This window comes from Providencia sp. PROV024, from assembly GCF_032709665.1.
In the GTDB taxonomy this organism is placed as follows: domain Bacteria; phylum Pseudomonadota; class Gammaproteobacteria; order Enterobacterales; family Enterobacteriaceae; genus Providencia; species Providencia huashanensis.
Genome location: NZ_CP120545.1, coordinates 2,297,987 through 2,318,158, shown reverse-complemented (window position 1 = coordinate 2,318,158; position 20,172 = coordinate 2,297,987). Strand labels below are relative to the sequence as shown.

General features: G+C 41.8%; 18 protein-coding genes and 1 pseudogene. 8 read left to right on the top strand and 11 right to left on the bottom strand.

Going from position 1 to position 20,172, the window contains the following annotated elements; genetic code table 11:
- The first annotated feature begins 259 nt into the window (after positions 1 to 259).
- From acnA to P3L56_RS10690, 3 genes are all read left to right on the top strand, one after another.
- Positions 260 to 2,932: an aconitate hydratase AcnA gene (gene acnA / locus P3L56_RS10700; protein WP_198860650.1), complete on the top strand. Its 2,673-nt coding sequence runs from the start codon at positions 260 to 262 to the stop codon at positions 2,930 to 2,932.
- A 285-nt stretch (positions 2,933 to 3,217) separates the two neighbouring features.
- Positions 3,218 to 3,661, top strand: a complete 444-nt coding sequence (locus P3L56_RS10695; RefSeq protein ID WP_129465950.1) for a hypothetical protein — start codon at positions 3,218 to 3,220, stop codon at positions 3,659 to 3,661.
- Between the two features lie 253 nt (positions 3,662 to 3,914).
- Positions 3,915 to 5,009 carry a hypothetical protein gene (locus tag P3L56_RS10690; protein ID WP_210831444.1) on the top strand — a complete coding sequence of 365 codons (1,095 nt, stop codon included), beginning with the start codon at positions 3,915 to 3,917 and terminating at the stop codon, positions 5,007 to 5,009.
- Positions 5,010 to 5,127: 118 nt separating this feature from the next.
- Here the strand turns inward: P3L56_RS10690 and hemB are convergent, their stop codons facing one another.
- Both hemB and ribA read right to left on the bottom strand, forming a co-directional pair.
- Positions 5,128 to 6,105: a porphobilinogen synthase gene (hemB, locus tag P3L56_RS10685; protein WP_129465948.1), complete on the bottom strand. Its 978-nt coding sequence runs from the start codon at positions 6,103 to 6,105 to the stop codon at positions 5,128 to 5,130.
- A gap of 198 nt (positions 6,106 to 6,303) precedes the next feature.
- Complete coding sequence (gene ribA / locus P3L56_RS10680; RefSeq protein WP_042844326.1) at positions 6,304 to 6,900, bottom strand: GTP cyclohydrolase II; 597 nt, start codon at positions 6,898 to 6,900, stop codon at positions 6,304 to 6,306.
- 216 nt (positions 6,901 to 7,116) lie between these two features.
- Between ribA and P3L56_RS10675 the strand changes: the two genes are divergently transcribed.
- From P3L56_RS10675 to yciH, 5 genes are all read left to right on the top strand, one after another.
- Positions 7,117 to 7,839, top strand: a complete 723-nt coding sequence (locus tag P3L56_RS10675; protein WP_210831443.1) for a phosphatase PAP2 family protein — start codon at positions 7,117 to 7,119, stop codon at positions 7,837 to 7,839.
- Positions 7,840 to 7,984: 145 nt separating this feature from the next.
- Complete coding sequence (locus tag P3L56_RS10670; RefSeq protein WP_042843684.1) at positions 7,985 to 8,302, top strand: LapA family protein; 318 nt, start codon at positions 7,985 to 7,987, stop codon at positions 8,300 to 8,302.
- A gap of 6 nt (positions 8,303 to 8,308) precedes the next feature.
- Positions 8,309 to 9,481, top strand: a complete 1,173-nt coding sequence (lapB, locus tag P3L56_RS10665) for a lipopolysaccharide assembly protein LapB (RefSeq protein WP_042843685.1) — start codon at positions 8,309 to 8,311, stop codon at positions 9,479 to 9,481.
- Positions 9,482 to 9,527: 46 nt separating this feature from the next.
- The gene (pyrF, locus tag P3L56_RS10660) at positions 9,528 to 10,253 is read left to right on the top strand and encodes an orotidine-5'-phosphate decarboxylase (RefSeq protein ID WP_166685037.1); all 726 of its coding nucleotides are present in this window, start codon (positions 9,528 to 9,530) and stop codon (positions 10,251 to 10,253) included.
- Positions 10,250 to 10,576 (top strand): stress response translation initiation inhibitor YciH, encoded by a 327-nt coding sequence (gene yciH, locus P3L56_RS10655; RefSeq protein ID WP_042843687.1) that lies wholly within the window; start codon positions 10,250 to 10,252, stop codon positions 10,574 to 10,576. The genes pyrF and yciH overlap by 4 nt, the downstream gene beginning before the upstream one ends.
- Positions 10,577 to 10,664: 88 nt before the next feature.
- Here the strand turns inward: yciH and osmB are convergent, their stop codons facing one another.
- The 9 genes and pseudogenes from osmB to rsxA form a co-directional block, all read right to left on the bottom strand.
- On the bottom strand, positions 10,665 to 10,883 hold the full coding sequence (osmB, locus tag P3L56_RS10650; protein WP_042843689.1) for an osmotically-inducible lipoprotein OsmB: 219 nt from the start codon (positions 10,881 to 10,883) through the stop codon (positions 10,665 to 10,667).
- Between the two features lie 201 nt (positions 10,884 to 11,084).
- The gene (locus P3L56_RS10645; protein WP_071548123.1) at positions 11,085 to 13,028 is read right to left on the bottom strand and encodes an exoribonuclease II; all 1,944 of its coding nucleotides are present in this window, start codon (positions 13,026 to 13,028) and stop codon (positions 11,085 to 11,087) included.
- 138 nt (positions 13,029 to 13,166) lie between these two features.
- Entirely contained in the window at positions 13,167 to 13,808 is a 642-nt protein-coding gene (nth, locus tag P3L56_RS10640; RefSeq protein ID WP_042843692.1) for an endonuclease III, read from the bottom strand.
- A 20-nt stretch (positions 13,809 to 13,828) separates the two neighbouring features.
- A complete protein-coding gene (locus P3L56_RS10635; protein WP_048607238.1) occupies positions 13,829 to 14,542 on the bottom strand; it encodes an electron transport complex subunit E in 714 nt (237 codons plus the stop codon).
- On the bottom strand, positions 14,542 to 15,171 hold the full coding sequence (gene rsxG, locus P3L56_RS10630) for an electron transport complex subunit RsxG (protein ID WP_210831442.1): 630 nt from the start codon (positions 15,169 to 15,171) through the stop codon (positions 14,542 to 14,544). Before rsxG ends, P3L56_RS10635 begins: the two co-directional genes overlap by 1 nt.
- 9 nt (positions 15,172 to 15,180) lie before the next feature.
- On the bottom strand, positions 15,181 to 16,266 hold the full coding sequence (gene rsxD / locus P3L56_RS10625; RefSeq protein ID WP_042843695.1) for an electron transport complex subunit RsxD: 1,086 nt from the start codon (positions 16,264 to 16,266) through the stop codon (positions 15,181 to 15,183).
- 11 nt (positions 16,267 to 16,277) lie between these two features.
- A pseudogene (gene rsxC / locus P3L56_RS10615) lies at positions 16,278 to 18,970 on the bottom strand (electron transport complex subunit RsxC).
- A complete protein-coding gene (gene rsxB, locus P3L56_RS10610; protein WP_071548120.1) occupies positions 18,963 to 19,577 on the bottom strand; it encodes an electron transport complex subunit RsxB in 615 nt (204 codons plus the stop codon). Before rsxB ends, rsxC begins: the two are co-directional and overlap by 8 nt.
- On the bottom strand, positions 19,577 to 20,158 hold the full coding sequence (rsxA, locus tag P3L56_RS10605) for an electron transport complex subunit RsxA (protein WP_042843698.1): 582 nt from the start codon (positions 20,156 to 20,158) through the stop codon (positions 19,577 to 19,579). The genes rsxB and rsxA overlap by 1 nt, the downstream gene beginning before the upstream one ends.
- Positions 20,159 to 20,172 lie beyond the last annotated feature (14 nt).

Sequence of the window (20,172 nt, the reverse complement as noted above, 5' to 3'; positions counted from 1 at the left end):
ATCTACCTAGCTACAATTTGCTATTCAAGAAGGCTAGTCACTTTATTTTACCTACGCAACTGTTCACTGACCACATATTTTCAATGTATCAATTTCCCTTCTTAACTTAAATTTCCTATGATAAATAGATAGGAATTCAAAATTTGGCACAAAATCTATAAATCAAATTTCTAAAGCAACTATGATTACAATTGGTTAACAAAAAATAAGGGCGGTAGCTAATACCTATCGTTATAGTTATAAAAACCAAGGAGGAGTTATGTCGTTGAGCCTAAAATCAGACAGTGCTTCCATGCTCACTGTTGGAAACAAGCAGTATCATTACTTCAGCTTAGCACGTGCTGCTAAAAAACTTGGTGACGGTTCTAAGTTACCTAAATCTTTAAAAGTCCTACTTGAGAATCTACTGCGTCATATTGATGGAACCTCGGTGGTAGAACAAGACTTACAAGCGATTATTGATTGGCAAAAAAAGGGGCACGCAGACAGGGAAATTGCTTACCGACCTGCTCGTGTACTCATGCAAGACTTTACGGGTGTTCCCGCAGTTGTTGACCTTGCGGCGATGCGTGAAGCCGTTAAGTCTCTTGGGGGGAATGTTGAACAAGTAAATCCATTATCTCCGGTAGATTTAGTCATTGACCACTCTGTTATGGTGGATGAATTTGCCACACAATCTGCATTTGGTGAAAACGTCGAAATTGAAATGAAACGTAATCATGAACGTTATCTATTTTTGCGTTGGGGCCAAAAGGCTTTTAATCGATTCCGAGTGGTTCCACCAGGTACGGGGATCTGCCACCAAGTTAACTTAGAATATTTAGGTAAAGCGGTTTGGTACGAACAAATTGACGGTCAGTTATACGCTTATCCTGATACCTTAGTAGGAACTGACTCCCATACTACGATGATCAACGGGCTAGGTGTACTTGGCTGGGGTGTGGGTGGGATTGAAGCAGAAGCTGCTATGTTAGGTCAGCCAGTTTCGATGCTGATCCCTGATGTCGTGGGCTTTAAATTAACAGGGAAATTATCCGAAGGGATCACCGCGACAGACCTAGTGCTGACGGTAACACAAATGCTACGTAAACATGGTGTTGTCGGTAAATTTGTTGAGTTTTATGGTGATGGGTTAGCCGATTTGCCGTTAGCGGATAGAGCGACCATTGCGAATATGTCACCGGAGTACGGGGCAACATGTGGTTTTTTCCCTATTGATGACATTACATTGTCATATATGCGGTTAACCGGCCGTAGCGATGATGAAGTCGCGCTGGTGGAAGCATATAGTAAAGAGCAAGGCTTATGGCGTCACGTTGGTGATGAACCAATTTTCACCAGTACGCTAGAACTTGATATGTCGACAGTTGAATCTAGCCTTGCTGGGCCTAAACGTCCACAAGACAGAGTTGAGCTAAGCCAAGTCCCTAAAGCTTTTCGCGGTGCAGTTGAATTAGAAGTTAATAAGAAAGAAAAAAATGCACAACCGACAGTGAAATATCAAAATAAAACTTTTGAACTCACAGATGGGGCGGTTGTGATTGCCGCAATCACATCATGTACTAATACATCTAATCCAAGCGTATTAATGGCCGCAGGGTTACTAGCGAAAAAAGCGGTTGAAAAAGGGTTAATGCGCCAGCCTTGGGTGAAAACCTCATTAGCACCAGGTTCTAAAGTTGTTACTGACTATCTGGCCGTCGCGGGCTTAACCCCTTATCTTGATAAATTAGGTTTTAACCTTGTCGGTTATGGTTGTACGACTTGTATTGGTAATTCAGGGCCATTACCAGAACCGATAGAAGATGCGATTAAGCAAACAGACTTAACTGTTGGGGCGGTGCTGTCAGGTAACCGTAACTTTGAGGGGCGTATTCATCCATTAGTGAAAACTAACTGGCTAGCATCACCGCCTTTGGTAGTCGCGTATGCATTAGCGGGGAATATGAATATTAACTTGAAGAATGAGCCACTAGGTGTAGATAAGCAGGGCAATGATGTCTATCTGAAAGATATTTGGCCTTCTAGTGTCGAAATTGCTCAGGCAGTGCAGCAAGTTAAAACAGATATGTTCCGTAAAGAATACAATGCGGTATTTGACGGTGATGAGGCTTGGCGTGCATTAGAAGTTGCAAGTTCATCAACCTACCATTGGCAGGCGGATTCAACCTATATTCGCCATCCGCCCTTTTTTGAAGGGATGTCAGTTCAACCCGCACCAATCAAAGATATTCATGGTGCAAATATTTTAGCTATCCTTGGCGATTCAGTTACAACAGATCATATTTCACCTGCGGGTAACATCAAAAAAGAGAGCCCTGCAGGACGTTATTTGCAAGAGCATGGTGTTGCGGTTGCGGATTTTAACTCTTACGGGTCACGTCGTGGTAACCATGAGGTGATGATGAGAGGGACATTTGCAAACATTCGTATTCGTAATGAAATGGTGCCAGGGGTTGAGGGTGGCTACACATTGCATATCCCAACAGGGCAGCAAATGGCGATTTATGATGCAGCGATGTTATATCAACAAGACAAACGTCCATTGGCTATCATTGCGGGTAAAGAGTATGGTTCGGGTTCTAGCCGTGACTGGGCAGCTAAAGGGACCAATTTGTTAGGTGTTAGGGTTGTGATTGCTGAGTCGTATGAGCGTATTCATCGCTCTAACTTAATTGGAATGGGGGTTGTTCCTTTAGAGTTTAAAGATGGCGAGTCCCGTAAAACACTAGGGTTAAAAGGTGATGAGTGTATTGATGTTAATGGTCTACAGTCACTTGTGCCAGGGCAAGACATTGTCGTTAAAATTACTTACGGCAATGGTGAGGTAAAGGACGTTACCATGCGCTGTCGTATTGATACCTCGACAGAAATGGATTATTACCGTCATGGCGGTATTTTACATTATGTAATAAGACAAATGTTACACTAACTTTTACTGCAATAACGTCTGCATGGTTCGCCCAGCAGACGTTTTTTTTTAAATATATTATCTTGTTTATTAATCTTGTTCTTTCTCAATTTTTTCGTTTCGATTCTGGGCTATGGTAATAAATAGATGACCAATTAAAGGGGAACACGATTATCATTATTGCTTAAGAATAGGGTGTAGTTCGCTATAAATCAGTTTCTTTGTTGAAAATAATATAAATGTAATCGCTTCTGTATCAACCATACAGTGATTGAACTTATCGAAAACACTATAAAGGAAATAAATATGGCAGATATCAATGAAACCGATTTCTATAAAGGGGCATTGTGGGCAGCAGACATTTTATTGACGACTTCTCATTTTGATGGGGCAAATGAAGAGGTTCGTGACATTTTAGAGCATATCCCTAATTTATATTCTATCGTTATGAGAACACCAGAAACGGAAGTGCATGACTTACGTTTGTACGCGGATAAAGAATTTCCACTCGGTTTAAATGCAGATTATACCGCTATCACCATTGCTCCATTAAAAGATTATTTTGATATTTTACCAATGCCTGATCAAGACCCTAAGAGTATTACCTTTGAGGTCGAGTATTGGGGAGTAGTCGCAGAAACGTCCTCAGGGAAACCGGATTTATTGATTGCGGGCTTGTTAACACCAGAAGAAGCGCAGAGATATGCACAAGGGTTATCGAAACAGCTAGAGTTACAGCTTGAAAAATAATCGATTGAAAGTGTTTTGGGCTTTTTCTGTTTATTTATTCTTCTAAAATGACCAAAAACGGCAATACTGTGTTTATATACAGTGTTGCTGTATGTGGCATTATAAGAGGCTTCCATATTGTCATTCTGATATATTCCGAAGAAATAATAATTTTTCAAAATAAGTGAATTGTCTCATGTTTGTTAGGTAAATATTCTTGAGGATGCAATACATCTGTAAAAATATCATTTACTTAATAAAGGAACATAATATTATGGCAACGATAAGCCAACCCCAGCGTTTTATTAACGCACTCAATAAATTAGAGGTGTCAAGTAAGGTATCAAAAAAACCGCTCAATGAACTGAATAAGTTAGTCGGTAATATTGCAAAGATCACTAATAGTACTGATAGCTCCGAATTTAATAGACTGATGAGTGGCGGGACGGAGGTGTTTGAATCTCGCATAGATAAACTTATCACGAAACTTAATTCACAAAACTCAGGCATGCTTCAAGAGAAGAGTACAAAATTAAATTTTGTCAAAACAACGCTTTTAGCATCAATAGGTGCAAAAGAGAAATGCACATTAGAAACAAAAAAATCGAATTTAATAGAAAAATATAATAATACAAAGAATGAACTTAACGGAATTAAAAATGACATTATCAAGACTGAAGAAAAAATAAATAAGAAGAAATTAGAAATTGAATTTCTTAAAACACCTGATGTTGTTTCTTTACTGGCTGAGGATCATCAAGGGCTAGTTACTGAAAAAATAGCAACGGCAATTGAAAACTATAATAAAGGCATTAAGCAACTTGATACGGCTATTGAAAATAACAAAAATAAATCACTAACTAAAAGAAACGAGCTGGTTAAAAAAATTCCAGATATAGGAGATTCATTAGATAAGGCGATAAAGGGAGAAATTTTTAAGGTAGAGAATAGTGGTTTTTTCGGGGAGATAAAGACTACATGGAAAAGCTATCTAACCAGTGATTCCTTTGCGATGAAAAAATTTGGTTTCGAGTTAAAGGACGGACACAAAGAGTTTTCAGGAAAAACCAAGGTTCCAAATCTCGAGGGTCGCAATTTTACGGAAAACGTACAACAATATTTTGTAGCATTAGATAAAATCCAAGAATTACAAAACAAAAAGAATGAACTCAGTACAGAACATGAAAATAAAATCCAGAATTATAGTAAAGAATTGAATGTTTCAGTGCAAAATTACGTACAGGAAAAAATGAATTCATGTACAACTAGCTTAAATAAGTTGCAAACTGAGTTAGATAAGCAGAATAACACAAAAGATATGTATCAAAATCAGCTTGCTGGATTAGAAACAAGCATTACAAGTAATTAAGAGCAACAAAAGGGGCTACAACAGTATTCTCGTTAGTCATTAATTGGGTAGGACCTAAATATAAATAGGGTATAGATGGCAACAAATAACCTTGTTGCCATCTATAGACTGATGAAAATTATAACGCCTTGTCTTCGGCTAATTGCAGGGCGAAGTAACTAAAAATTAAGTCAGCTCCTGCACGTTTAATAGAACCTAACGTTTCGAGTGCCACGCGAGTTTCATCAATTGCTCCCGCTTGAGCTGCAAATTTAATTTGAGCGTATTCCCCACTTACTTGGTAAGCCCCAATCGGTAATTGGGTTTGTTCACGCAAGTCACGGATGATATCTAAATACGCTCCTGCAGGCTTAATCATTAATGCATCAGCACCTTCACGCTCATCAATTAATGACTCATGTAACGCTTCACGGCGATTCATTGGGTTCATTTGGTAGGTTTTTCTATCACCTTTTAAGCAAGAACCCGCGGCGTCACGAAAAGGGCCATATAATGCGGAAGCAAACTTTGTTGAGTAAGACATAATTGCTGTATCCGTAAAGCCGGCGGCATCAAGAGCTTGACGAATAGCAGCTACCTGACCATCCATTGCTGCGGATGGAGCTATAAAATCAGCACCAGCCCGTGCAGCTGCAACAGCTTGTAACCCTAAGTTATGGATAGTTGCATCATTATCAACAATATGGCCATGCATCACACCACAGTGACCATGTGAGGTATATTCACAGAAACAGGTGTCTGACATAACAATCATCTCAGGTACCGTTTCTTTACAAATTCGGGACATTCGCGCAACAAGGCCATTTTCTTGCCATGCATCGCTACCATTATCATCAAGGTGATGAGAAACACCAAAAGTCATCACAGATTTAATACCTGCATTGGCAATCCGCTCAATTTCATAAGCAAGACGTTTTTCAGGAATACGCATCACGCCGGGCATACTGGCAATCGGCATATAATCATCAAGTTCTTCTTCAACGAAAATAGGTAGACATAAGTCATTAATAGTTAACTGAGTTTCTTGGAATAAAGTGCGGAGCTTTTCTGTTTTACGCAGTCTTCTCATGCGTTGAATGGTTGGCAGGTTGTTCACAATATCTCCTTGTTGTTTGAAAAATAAACTTAAATGATTAAGCGTATTTATCAAGGTAATAATATTGCTAACAGTATAAACCTTATAGAAAGAAAGTGAATATAGCAGTTAATAAATGCAACCATCAGGGTTGTTATATTTGGTTAAAATTTAAAAAGGTATTATAAGGAAGAGCATGAAGCTCTTCCTGTGAGGGGGCTATTGGTGCTTAAACAACATATGACCCATTTTTTGTGCTTTTACATCCAAGTAATGCTCATTACTAGGGTTGCGCCCAACAATAAGTGGTACACGTTCAATAACGTTAATACCCGCGTCACGCATCTTTTCGATTTTTTGTGGGTTGTTGGTCAATAAACGGACTTCGTTAATACCGAGTAATTTATACATATCAGAACATAAGGTAAAATCACGTTCGTCAGCTTTAAAGCCTAATTTGATATTTGCCTCAACGGTATCAAGACCTTGATCTTGTAAAGCATAAGCACGGATTTTATTTAGTAAGCCAATATTTCGTCCTTCTTGACGATGGTAAAGTAATACCCCTCGGCCTTCTTTACTAATCTGAGAAAGCGCGGCTTCTAATTGAAAACCACAATCGCAGCGTAGACTAAATAGCGCATCTCCTGTTAAACATTCGGAATGGATCCGGCTAAGTACCGGCTCATTTCCAGAGATATCGCCAAAAATTAACGCTACATGATCACGACCAGTTGCTATTTCTTCAAAACCTACCATTAAGAATTCACCGAAAGGTGTGGGTAGCTTTGCCTCGGCAACACGTTTTAGCTGCATATTTTCATTCATTAGTTAAAGTAACTCTTGCTTAATTAATAACGTTTATCGATATAAAGTACAGTGAGTATAATGTATCGACGATATATGACGTTTAGCATATAGAGGTTGGTTTTCTTTGCACACTACCAATGGTGTATTACTATAACAGAGTTAATAATGGGTGAATGTAATATTTATTGATTTAGTTAGATTTATACTTATGGAATGCATTAAATGAGAAAAACTATTTTGGTCGTTTGTGCTTTTGCGCTGTTGTTGATTATTCCACCCATGTTAATGATTATGGCGGGCTGGCATTGGTCACCAGAAAACCAATCAGGCGTCTGTAAATGGTTACTATGGTTAACTAATTCTGCTGGCGCTCCATACAGCATTTTGACTTCTTTATTATTTATCGGGGCTGTCATTTTCGCGTTTCGTACAGAGAAAACGCATCTGCTAAAAGTTTTACTGGTTGTTATTAGTGTGATCTTACTTCAACAAGGGGTAAAAACCCTGCTAAAAAATTCGTTTAAAGAGCCACGGCCTTATGTGGCCTGGTTAGCAACTGAACATCATATTCCAACAGCCGAATTTTATGATTTAAAAAGATCTGAGCGGGCAGCATTAGTTAAAAATACTGTTAAGCAGGATAACACTGTTGCTAAATGGCAACGTAAGCATTGGCAAGCTGAAACAGGGTATTCATTTCCATCAGGGCACATGTTATTTGCTGCTGGTTGGGCTTTATTGCTGATTGCTCTTTTTTGGCAGCAACGTCTGTATATATTAGCGATAGGCCTCGCTGTTTGGGCGGAAGGTATCGCATTTAGTCGTATGCTATTAGGAATGCACTGGCCAATTGACATTATTGCTTCAGTAGTCATCAGCGCTAGCTTTGCAATATTAGGGTACGGGGTATTGCAATTTCGTTGGTTTAGAAGCAAAGCAGACTAATCTTTCAGCAAGCAGTGAGAGATAGGGTATTTTTAGGTTGAATTAAGCGTTGTATAAAATAAATTACTTTGTCTGAATGCGCTGGAAATGCTACCTTATCAGGTAGATATTATTGAATGAATAAGAACTGATAACGGGAAAAAATGTGAAATACTTTCTGATTTTATTACTAGCTGTCGCATTTTTTATTATTTCGATTACGCTAGGTTCAAGCAATGATCAGGTTATTACATTTAACTACCTGATTGCAAAAGGGGATTTCTCATTATCGACCCTGCTTGCATCACTTTTTGGTGTCGGTTTTGTGCTAGGCTGGTTGGTGTGTGCGGTATTCTATCTGCGCATGGTAGTTAGTCTAAAAAATGCACGTCGTAAAATTAGACGTTTAGAATCACAATTAGGTGCTGGAGAAAGTAATATTTCTGACTCAACCTCATTAGTGACGGCTCAGAACAAGGAATAATCCTGTATGTTCGAGTTGCTGTTTCTGCTGCTACCAGTCGCTGCTGCTTATGGTTGGTACATGGGGCGCAGAAGTGCTCAACAAGATAAGCAACAACATGCGAATCGCTTGTCACGTGATTATGTGACAGGCGTGAACTTTCTATTATCTAATCAACAAGATAAAGCTGTCGATTTATTCCTCGATATGCTAAAAAATGAAGATAGCTCCGCTTTTGAAGCCCACCTTACTCTCGGTAATTTATTTCGTTCACGCGGGGAAGTTGAACGCGCCATTCGTATTCACCAATCGCTGGTGGAAAGTGCGGCGTTATCTTTTGAACAGCGTCTTTTGGCAACTCAGCAACTTGGTCGTGATTATATGGCGGCGGGGGTTTATGACCGTGCTGAAAGCATGTTCCAACAACTCACTGATGAGGTGGATTTCAAACTCAGTGCATTACAATCGCTTTTAAATATTTATCAATTAACGAGTGATTGGACAAATGCCATTGAGGCCGCCGGTAAATTGGTAAAGTTAGGTCATAATGAATTACGTGAACAGATTGCACATTTTTACTGTGAGTTAGCGACTCAACAATTAGCCAGTGATGACCTTGACGATGCCCTTACATTATTAAATAAAGCAGAACAAGCGGATAAAAACTGTGCTCGTGTCTCAATAATGAAAGGGCGGTTATTTATTGAGCAAGGTAATTATGATAAAGCAATTAATGTGCTAAAACAGGTCTATGAACAAGATAGAGAACTTGTTGCAGATACTCTTCCTTTACTTTATGACTGTTATCAACATACAGGGCAATCTAATGAATGGGAGAATTACCTTCGTCAATGTGTTGCGGGTAATTCAGGTGCAATTGCCGAACTCTATCTTGCAGATATTATCGTTGAACAACAAAATCATGAAGCTGCGGCGAGTTACATTAATGACCAAATTCAACGTCACCCAACCATGCGCTTATTCTATCGCTTAATGGACTACCATTTACAAGAAGCTGAAGAAGGTCGAGCAAAAGAAAGCTTGATCTTATTACGTAAAATGGTCGGGGAACAAATTCGCACAAAACCGGATTATCGCTGCCATAAATGCGGTTTCACTTCGCACTCATTATATTGGCATTGCCCATCTTGTCGCTCTTGGGACACAATAAAACCAATTCGCGGGTTAGATGGGCAGTGACAGCGTCACTTTTTTCAAATAAATATGACTTTTTAAAGGCTAAGAAATGATTTCCTCAACTGAGAACCAGACATATTCGCCAATCATTGTGGCACTTGATTATGAAGATGCTAACGCAGCTTTGGCGTTTGTTGAGCGCTTAGATCCTCGTGATTGCCGCTTAAAAGTAGGCAAAGAAATGTTCACTTTTAATGGTCCTCAATTTGTTAAATCGCTCCATGAGCGTGGTTTTGATGTTTTTTTAGATTTAAAATTCCATGATATTCCGAATACCGTTGCTCGTGCTGTAGCGGCTGCTGCAGAAATGGGGGTATGGATGGTAAATGTTCATGCTGGTGGCGGTGCTCGAATGATGGAAGCTGCCCGCCAAGCACTTGAGGTCTATGGGAAAGAGGCACCGTTGTTGACGGCTGTGACCGTGTTAACCAGTATGGATGAGTCTGACTTAGTGGGTGTGGGTATTAACGTACCTCCTGCTATACATGCAGAACGATTGGCTTTGCTCACTAAAGAATGTGGTCTTGATGGTGTGGTTTGTTCCGCCCATGAAGCACAACGACTGAAAACATTATGCGGCTCTGACTTTAAATTAGTCACCCCAGGCATCCGTCCTGCTGGGAGTGAGGTTGGTGATCAGCGTCGTATTATGACGCCACAAGATGCAATAAAAGCAGGGGTAGATTATATGGTTATTGGCCGGCCTATAACGCGTAGTGAAAACCCCGCATTGACCTTACAGCAAATCAATCAATCTATTAAAGGTTTAGTATGAGTGAACATAACAGCCGATTGGTCTACAGTACAGATGTAGGGCGTATAGCAGAAGAAAAACCACAAATCGAAAGGCCTAAAGGTGATGGAGTGGTAAGGATACGCCGTGAGACTTCTGGACGTAAAGGGAAAGGGGTTTGTGTGATCACTGGAACTGATCTTGACGATACTGAACTAAATAAACTGGCTGCAGAACTTAAAAAAAAATGCGGCTGTGGTGGTGCAGTAAAAGAGGGTAATATCGAAATTCAAGGTGATAAGCGCGATGTGATAAAACAACACCTCGAAGCCAAAGGTTTTCAAGTTAAATTAGCGGGTGGCTAAAGCCATAAAATAGCGCTCGTAAAGAGCGCTATTTAAAAACTAAGGAGCGTGAATGAAAGTGCGGGCAAAGTGTGTAGTCAGTAGTGCCTTATTTGCCAACCTGATGACCGATAATCCCACCAATAGCAGCACCACCTACGGTACCTAATGAACTTCCTCCCGTTAGGACAGCACCACCAACAGCACCTACACCTGCACCAATTGCTGTGTTTTTATCACGCTTAGACATGTTGGAACACGCACTGACACTAATAGCGACAGTGGCGATCACCATGAATGATAAAATACGTTTGCTGACTATTTTCATTTTTATAACCCTTAGTGCGTATTAGACAAATCATAAAATACCATGATACGTACAATTACGAATAAGAATAATCAGGAAAATGTTTTGCAAGGACAGCGAAATTTAACGTTTAATGCGAACTTTAACCAAATGACGGATTGTTAGACAAAGAAAAGACCATAAGCATTAACTTATGGTCTTTAAATATTAGCACAAGAATAGTTATTCTGCTGGGCGTGCAACAATATTACGTGTTTCCATACGAACTTCTGCGATAGTAACGTTAATAATATCGTTCAATTGATAGGCTTGTTCACCTTTAATGAGTACAGCCCCGGTTTCTTGGCTACATTGGATTTCATCACGTACACTATGAATAAACGGTGCAGGAACAAATGCGACTGCGCCATTATCCACTAACCGAACTCGTATACCGCCACGGGTGATATCAATGATTTCTGCTGGGAACTTTGTGTCAGTCCCTGCAAATGGTTTTAAGTATCGAGAATATAACCAGTCCCCAACATCACGTTCCGCCATGCGGTTGGCACGACGGCGTTCGGCTAGTTTTATTGATAGTTCCTCTGAGGGTTTATCAGGTGAAGGTTTGCCTGCAATGATGGACTTTAATAGCCGATGGTTAACAATATCGGTATATTTCCGGATTGGGGAAGTCCATGTGGCATATGCATCAAAACCTAAACCAAAGTGTGGACCGGGGTCCGCTTTAACCTCTGCAAAGGTTTGGTAACGACGGATGCGGCTATCAAGGAATTGGGTTGGTTGTGCATCTAACTGACGACGTAGTTGGCGGAAACCTTCTAGGGATAGCAAAGACTCAGCAGTTGTTTCAATACCATGGTCTTTGAGTGTTTGGACAACCTGTTCAATTTGCAGAGGTTCAAACCCCATATGCACGTTGAATACGCCAAAACCTAATTTTTCTTTTAATACAGCAGCTGCGCAGAGGTTAGCGGTGATCATTGCTTCTTCAACAATACGATTTGAGCTGCGACGACGTTCAGAAACGATATCTACTACATTTCCTTTATCATCTAGCACGAAACGATAATCTGGGCGGTCTTTAAAGACTAAAGCATTATTTTCACGCCATTGTAACCGTTTATCAGCCATTTCTTTGAGTAGTTCGATTTGCTGTTTATCTGTATCATTTGCTGGTTGCCAAGTACCTACATTTTCAAGCCAATCAGAGACTTCCTCATAAACCAGTTTTGTTTTTGATTCAACCCAAGCACTGAAAAACTCAATATTATTATCGATACTACCATCTGATTTAATTAACGTTGTACAAACTAAAGCAGGGCGACGTAAATTTGGGCGTAAGGAGCACAGGTCATCAGATAATTTACGCGGCAGCATCGGGATATTGAAACCGGGCAAATAGTTGGTATAAGAGCGCGCTAATGCCAGTTTATCAAGTTCACTCCCTTCGTGGATATAGCTTGTAGGGTCGGCAATGGCGATGAAAAGTTTTAAATCGCCATCTGCTGTTTTTTCAACATACAGGGCGTCATCCATATCCTCAGTGCTTGCGCTATCAATAGTAACGAAATGCAAATGGGTTAAGTCAGTCCGTTCAATGCCTTGATCGTCACGTTCACTATCAACCATTTGCGGTTCGTCACGGTCTAATTGGTGACGCCGTAACGTTACCCACCAAGGTGCAAAATGGTCATCACCCTCAGTAATGTATTCGGTAATTTCTGCATAAAAGCCTTTATCACCTTTTAAAGGGTGACGGCGCATGTGGGCAACAACCCAATCATCTTGCTTAAATTCGTGGGTAAGGCCGTTAATGGGACGGCAGGAAATCATATCTTTGAGTGAAGGATGGTCGGGAATGACAAATAAGCGATTATCATTTTCTTTTTTCTGAATTTTCCCAACAAACCTATCTAAAAAAGGCTCAACAAGCTCTTCCGGTTCAGCAAATTCACGGTCTTTATCTGTATGAACACTGGCAATTACACGGTCACCGTGCATTACTTTTTTCATTTGTGGAGGTGGAATAAAGTAACTTTTTTGGCCATCAACTTCGAGAAAGCCAAAACCTTTTTCTGTGCTTTTTACCAGCCCTTCAACGCGTGGGGTCTGGGCATGTAACGTCTGTTTAAGTTGCGCGAGTAGTGGGTTGTTTTGAAACATACTTACCGTTTAATTGAGGTTGAGTTTGGCTCTATTGTTACGTAAGACAAAGTCTTAGAGCAAGGAAAAAATGCGTTACAAACAAGATTAGTCGCTAACAGACTGTTTTTCCTATAACCAAATAGAGCCATAACTAAGTTAATCTTCAGGGTATATTTTTTCTTTAAATTCACATAAATCTTCAATAATACAGGAGCCGCAACGAGGTTTGCGTGCAATACAGGTATAACGGCCATGTAAAATAAACCAATGATGGCAATCGACTTTAAACTCTGCAGGAACAACCTTGAGTAGTTTCTCTTCGACTTCAACGACATTTTTCCCCGGTGCAAAATTAGTGCGATTACATACCCGAAAAATATGAGTATCAACCGCAATAGTTGGCCAACCGAACGCGGTGTTAAGCACAACATTTGCTGTTTTACGGCCTACGCCGGGCAAGGCTTCGAGTGCATCTCTATCTTCGGGTACTTGGCTGTGGTGCTTTTCGACTAAAATCTTACAGGTTTTATATACGCTTTCTGCTTTGGTATTAAATAACCCGATAGTTTTAATATATTCTTTAATACCATCGACGCCGAGAGCCATTATGGCTTCGGGGGTATTCGCGACGGGGTATAGTTTTGCCGTTGCTTTATTGACGCTCACATCAGTCGCTTGAGCGGAAAGCAAAACAGCTATCAGTAACTCAAACGGGGAGTTAAATTGTAACTCTGTCGTAGGATGTGGGTTGTTATCGCGTAGACGAGTTAGTATTTCAATACGTTTTGATTTATTCATTGCTCACAATAATATCATTATTAAGAAATATGGCTGCCACAACCTTGTTGTTTTTCATACTCACGAGTGGGTTGTTGGCCCAATTGTAAAGCAGCTCTTTTCTTCATTTTTTCATCAATTAGGTATTTTGCCGCTAATAGCAAGGCTAGGCCAATAAAGGCGCCCGGAGGTAGCATAGCGAGTAAAAAAGGAGAATCAAGGTGTAATACCTCAATACGAAGAGATGTTGCCCAAGAACCTAATAAAAGGTCAGCGCCATCAAATAAAGTTCCATTGCCTAAAATTTCACGAATAGAGCCAAGCACAAATAAGGTCGCTGTTGCTCCTAATCCCATGGCGAACCCATCTAACGCTGATAATGGAACAGGGTTACGCGATGCATATGCCTCTGCACGGCCAATGACAATACAGTTAGTGACGATCAGCGGGATAAAAATACCAAGAGACTCATATAGCCCAAATGCATACGCATTAATTAACATTTGTACTGCACTCACCACCGAAGCAATAATCATGACATAGATTGGAATACGGATCTCTGATGGTACCCAACGTCGCAGCGCAGACACCGCAATATTAGTGCAAACTAAAACTAATGTAGTCGCTAAACCGAGGCCTAGGGCATTTGTTGCTGTTGATGAAACAGCAAGGAGAGGGCAAAGCCCTAATAATTGGACCAAAGCTGAGTTATTTTTCCATAACCCTTGCAGTAACAGGTCTTTAGTTTCACTCATTATTCTTCTCCACAGCTCGGATAATTCGACAGTTGTTGCGGAACATGTTGCATAAAAACGGCGGTGCGTTTAGTGGCGTTGACCACCGCACGAGGGGTTATGGTTGCCCCTGTAAATTGGTCAAACTCGCCGCCATCTTTTTTAACTGCCCATTTGGGGTCATTATCTGAATTAATCTTTTTACCACTAAAATAGGTGATCCAATCTGAAATGCGTGTCTCAATTTTATCACCTAGACCAGGCGTTTCATGGTGTTCAGTGACTCGAACACCAAGGACTGTCCCGTTGAAATCGGTACCTACTAATAGATGAATTGCACCTGAATAACCATCTAAAGCCGTTGTTTCTAAAGCAGCAGCAACAGGTTCACCATTTTTACGGGCAATATAGAGGTGCTTTGGTTGCGTATTGCCCAGTATGGCTTCATTTTTGACTAAATAACATTCTTTGGTTAAATCATTATCATATAAATTGCTAGGTATAACTTGGTCGAGTAACTTTTTCTGCATAATAGCAGCTTGTTTAGCAATGGTATCTTTAGTTAACGTATAGACAACTGCACTCAGAGCGGTAGTTCCTGCTGCAAAGATAGCTAAGATGACACCATGGCGTCGCATTGTATTTAACATCGGTGGCCCTTATTTATGTCCATGACCGTACGCACGTGGCTGCGTATAGTAATCAATTAACGGTACGGTTATATTCGCCAATAACACTGCAAATGCGACAGCATCTGGATAGCCGCCAAATACACGGATCACCCAAACCAAGAAACCAATTATTACACCAAAAATAATTCGACCTTTAGGGGTTGTTGAGGCAGTCACTGGGTCTGTCGCAATGAAAAATGCGCCTAACATCGTGGCACCTGAAAGTAATTGAACCAGTGGTGGTGCAAAGCGGCTGTCATCAATTAAATAGCTAACTACGGATAAAATTGCCAATGTCCCTAAGAACGAAAGCGGTATGTGCCAGCTAATTATCCGGCGGTTGATCATAATTAAACCACCAATCAGGTAAGCAACGTTGACCCATTGCCAACCAATCCCTGCTAGTGACCCTTGTAAAATAGGTTGCTGTAGTACTTCGGTGACTGAATGGGTCAGCAAACCGGTTTTAAAACTGTCCAGAGGGGTTGCTTGGCTCATTCCGTCAACTCCTGTTCGAAGCTGTTCAAGAGAGATACCCGTTAAGGTATGACCATTAAAAATGACGGACAAACTATCTAAGGGGGAGATAGAAAGGTTCTGTAACTCATGTGGTGGAAGCCAATTTGTCATGTGGACAGGGAAAGAGATTAATAACACCACATAACCCACCATCGCTGGGTTAAAAGGGTTCTGACCTAAACCACCGTAACATTGTTTAGCAATAGTAATCGCAAAGAAAGTCCCTAAGACGATAAGCCACCAAGGGGCTAAGGGGGGAAGACTAACCCCTAATAATAAGGCAGTGACAATCGCTGAATTATCTTTCAATACAGGAACAATGGGCTTTTCACGTAGCCTAATAGAAACAGCTTCCGTTAATACGGCTGTTAACATGGCTAACAATATTTGGAACAGAGTACCAACCCCAAAAAAATAAATTTGAACTGCGATACCGGGTATTGCAGCTAAAAGTACCCAAAGCATGACTAAACTCGTGCTTTGTTTGTTATGAGTAAATGGTGCACTCGCAATTTTTAAACGGCGATTTTTTGCGTCAATAGGCCTAAATTTCATCTGGTTATCACTTACTCTGTCGTCATTTGTTCATTTTGTTTTTGAGCCTGCTTCGCTTTTACTCGAGCTATAGCAGCAGCAACCGCAATTTTCCGCGGGTCAGTTTCTTCTTCAATAGGTTGTTTTGCGGCTGGAGTTAACTCTTCTTGGGCAACTTGCTCTGCTTGAGCCGCTTTTTTCGCCTTAGCACGGGCAATAGCAGCCGCTACCGCTGCTTTGCGCGGGTCGACATCTGTATCGGGAGTTGTTTCTGCCACCGGTTCAGCCGCAGTAGGTTGCTGAGCCGCTTTTTTCGCCTTAGCACGGGCAATAGCAGCCGCTACCGCCGCTTTGCGTGGGTCGACATCTGTATCGGGGGTTGTGTCTGCCACCGGTTCAGCCGCAGTAGGTTGCTGAGCCGCTTTTTTCGCCTTAGCACGGGCAATAGCAGCCGCTACCGCCGCTTTGCGTGGGTCGACATCTGTATCGGGGGGGTTGTGTCTCTGCCACCGGTTCAGCGCAGTAGGTTGCTGAGCCGCTTTCTTTCGGCCTTAGCGCGGGCAATAGCAGCCGCTACCGCTGCTTTGCGTGGGTCGACATCTGTATCGGGGGTTGTGTCTGCCACCGATTCAGCCGCAGTAGGTTGCTGAGCCGCTTTTTTCGCCTTAGCACGGGCAATAGCAGCCGCTACCGCTGCTTTGCGCGGGTCGACATCTGTATCGGGAGTTGTTTCTGCCACCGGTTCAGCTGCAGTAGGTTGCTGAGCCGCTTTCTTGGCCTTAGCGCGGGCAATAGCAGCCGCTACCGCTGCTTTGCGTGGGTCGACATCTGTATCGGGAGTTGTGTCTGCCACCGGTTCAGCCGCAGTAGGTTGCTGAGCCGCTTTCTTGGCCTTAGCGCGGGCAATAGCAGCCGCTACCGCTGCTTTGCGTGGGTCGACATCTGTATCGGGAGTTGTGTCTGCCACCGGTTCAGCCGCAGTAGGTTGCTGAGCCGATTTTTTCGCCTTAGCACGGGCAATAGCAGCCGCTACCGCCGCTTTGCGCGGGTCATCGTGAGTGTCTGGATTGTTCTGCTCAACTTGAGCCGCTGCTAATTTCTCAGCTTGTTTAGCTCGAGCTTGTGCTTTACGTGCTTCACGGGCTGCAATGACAGCACTATTATCTGGTAATTCGCCTGAAATGATTTTAACCGGATCAGAGGCGGTACTTTGTTTTGCTTTGACCCGAGCTAAAGCCGCATTAACAGCGTCTTTACCTGCGCTATCAACTTGTACGGCGGCTTTCTTATGCCGCTCTTCACGTGCTTTCTTATCTCGTTCCATCCGTAATTGCTTAGCTTCAAAACGAAGTTTTGCTTCTGCGGCTCGGCGTTCCTCTTGGGCAATTTCACGAATTTCTGCTTTTTCTTGGCGGTAATATTGAACTAGCGGAATATTACTAGGACAAACATAGGCGCATGCTCCACACTCAATACAGTCGAACAGATTGTGCTTTTGTGCTTTTTCATGTTCTTCGCCTTTGCTAAACCAATAAAGCTGTTGGGGTAACAAAGCAGCTGGGCATGCTTCTACACACAGCCCACAGCGGATACAAGCTTCTTCGGGAGATTCAGCCCCCATTTCTTCAGATGTTGGAACCAACAGGCAATTACAAATTTTAACAACAGGTACATTTAGGTCCGGTAGGGTAAAGCCCATTAATGGCCCGCCCATGATTACCATTTGTTCCGGCTCTGGATTAAAACCTGCTTGTTGTAATAGGTGTTTAACAGGAGTGCCTAAACGAGTCCAAAAATTCCCCGGTTTGCTAATAGCATCACCAGTAACGGTCACTACACGTTCAATCAATGGTTGCCCATCAATAACCGCGCGTTTTATCGCCACTACGGTGCCTACATTTTGCATTAATACGCCAATTTGTGATGAACGGGCACCAGAAGGGACTTCCTTACCGGTTAATATTTTTGTGAGCTGCTTAGCACCACCTGATGGGTATTTGGTTGGTATAACCCGTATGAATATCTGTTGATCTTGTTTGCTCAGCGCGTGTTTTAAAGCACGGATCGCTTCTGGTTTATTATCTTCAATCCCAATTAAGACTTGGTCTGGGTTTAATAAGTGCTGTAATACTCGGCAACCTTCGATAACTTCCTGAGCATGTTCTTGCATTAACCTATCATCTGCAGTGATATACGGTTCACACTCGGCAGCATTAATAATTAAGGTTTTAATTGCTTCTTTTCCACCTGCTAATTTTGAGGCAGTAGGGAAGCCAGCACCACCAAGACCCGCAATACCCGCTTGCTCTATTTTTTGCAGTAATTCAGCTTGAGACAATTGTGTGTAATCTGCTTCAGGACTCAATGTGCACCAGGTATCATTGCCATCCGATTGAATACGAACACATAGCTCTTTCAAACCTGATGGGTGCGCTGTTACCATCGGTTCAATGGCTGTTATTACGCCAGATGTAGAGGCATGAACAGGTACTGTACGACCCAATCCTTTAGTGAGGGGCTGGCCTTTTAGGACATATTCACCCACTTGCACAATTAATTCACCTTCAGGGCCTAGATGCTGCTGTAATGGTATAATTAACTCATTAGGCACTGAAGCAATACGCATGGGAGTTTGACTTGATTGCAATTTCATTTCAGGCGGATGAATACCGCCGTTAAAATCCCAAATATTCTCTTTTTTTAACCAACTAAACAGCTTAAGCATGAGTATTACCTCTCGCTTGCGTTAATGGCTGTTCATTGGGTTCAACATTAATATTTTTAACGGGAATGGCGTTTAAATCCCATTTCCAGTTAGCGGTAGTCGTTTTCACAGGAACAAGTTCAATACAATCAGTAGGGCACGGGGCAACACACAGGTCACAGCCCGTACATAAATCTTCAATCACAGTGTGCATAGCGCGGGTCGCGCCAACAATAGCATCAACAGGGCAAGCTTGAATGCACTTGGTACAACCAATACAGTTTTGTTCATCAATGATAGCCACTTTACGCACAGGGTTTTGCGCCGCTTCGTCACCATCAATAGGTTGTGGATCAACATTTAGTAGCTCAGCAATTTTTAACATAACTTGCTCACCACCAGGTGCACATTTGTTGATCATTTCCCCATTGTTAGCCACGGCTTCTGCATAGGGGCGGCAACCTGGGTAGCTACATTGACCACACTGGCTTTGGGGTAAAATCGCTTCGACTTGTTCAACGATAGGGTCGGCTTCAACTTTAAAACGCAAAGAGGCATAGCCCAAAATAAGGCCAAATATAAGACCAAAAACGGCTAATATACCGATAGCAATCCAGACTGACATCATTAGAATTTCACCAAACCACTAAAGCCCATAAATGCGAGTGACATCAAGCCGGCAGTAATTAAGCCAATTGATGAGCCACGAAACGGGGCAGGGACATTGGCAACAGCTAGCCGCTCTCTGATTGCGGCAAATAACACCATTACTAATGAGAACCCAACAGCTGCACCAAAGCCGTAGACGGCAGATTGCATAAAAGTATGGGACATGTTGATATTTAGTAATGCAACGCCAAGAACCGCGCAGTTAGTCGTAATTAGTGGTAAGAAAATACCTAATAAGCGATAAAGCGTAGGGCTAGTTTTTCTGACAACCATTTCAGTAAATTGAACTACTACAGCTATCGCCAAAATAAAGCTTAGCGTGCGTAAATAGATAAGATCGAGTGGAACAAGTATCAGGGTGTCAATCAACCATGAGCTTATCGAAGCTAATGTTAGAACAAAGGTTGTTGCTAACCCCATTCCTATAGCGGGTTCAAGCTTAGTTGACACCCCCATAAAGGGGCATAAACCAAGAAATTTTACAAGGACGAAGTTGTTAACCAACACCGTTCCAATAAAGAGTAGTAGATAATCAGTCATGCTATTGCCTGAAA